This is a genomic window from Lentilactobacillus parakefiri (assembly GCF_002157585.1).
Taxonomy (GTDB): Bacteria; Bacillota; Bacilli; order Lactobacillales; family Lactobacillaceae; genus Lentilactobacillus; species Lentilactobacillus parakefiri.
The window spans coordinates 1-915 of record NZ_BDGB01000102.1 but is presented as its reverse complement, the minus strand read 5'-3'; the positions used below and the strand labels follow the sequence as shown (position 1 = coordinate 915).

General features: G+C 44.0%; 1 rRNA gene and 1 pseudogene. One reads left to right on the top strand and one right to left on the bottom strand.

Annotated elements, in window-relative coordinates:
• Positions 1–611 (top strand): annotated as a pseudogene (locus LPKJCM_RS14055) (transposase); the annotation flags it as partial.
• Between the two features lie 75 nt (positions 612–686).
• Here LPKJCM_RS14055 and rrf read toward each other — a convergent pair.
• Positions 687–803, bottom strand: a 5S ribosomal RNA gene (gene rrf, locus LPKJCM_RS10200).
• Positions 804–915 lie beyond the last annotated feature (112 nt).

The following is a 915-nucleotide window of genomic DNA, read 5'->3' as shown; positions in this document are numbered from 1 at the left end:
AATTATACCTATCCCAAATTGGTTGGTCGAATTTTCCCTAATGCCATTGTCGTCATTGATCCCTTCCACCTAGTTAATGCTTTAAACCGCGCCTTTAATAAGACGCGGGTGCGGCTTATGAAAACCCTGGCGACTTCTTCACGCGAGTATCATGCCTTAAAGCGTTACTGGAAATTATTATTAACTCCGCAAGTCACCTCAACTACGAGGTCTTCCGTAAATGGACGAACTTCTCGTATCTGGCGACTGCCACTGATGTGGTTGATGCTTTATTAGGCATTGATCCCGAGCTCAAGCAAACATACGCTGTGATGAATCAGTTACGTGAAACCATCAAAACCCGTGACTGGCCCAACTATAATCAAGCCTTTCACCACCTGCAAGGCTGCTCGGAAGAAATGTTGGCAGTCCTCCAAACCTTGACAGTTCATCGTGATGAAATTGGCAACACTTTTACTCACCACTACACCAACGGGCCTTTAGAGGGTTCCAATAATAAGATTAAAGTCATTAAACGAACTGGATTTGGTTACCGAAACTTCTTCAGATTCCGGCTCAGAGTACTGTTTGCTTTTCGAGTTCATACAAAAAGAGCTCTAATCACCAAGTGATTAGAACTCCAATATTTTGTTCACCAACAACAGTTGACGAAGAACCATAGTAAATACTATCGGTGCTTCGAAATTGCGTGGCAACGTCCTACCCTCGCAGGGGGCGATCCCCCAACTACTCTTGGCGTGCAGAAGCTTAACTGCTGTGTTCGACATGGGAACAGGTGTATCCTTCTGGCTATCGCCACCACACTATTTTTCCTTGAAAGAACTTCGTTCTCTCAAAACTAGCTAATATTAATTTTCTGCCTTTGAACACCATTTCTACTTGGTTAAGTCCTCGACCGATTAGTATTGGTCCGCT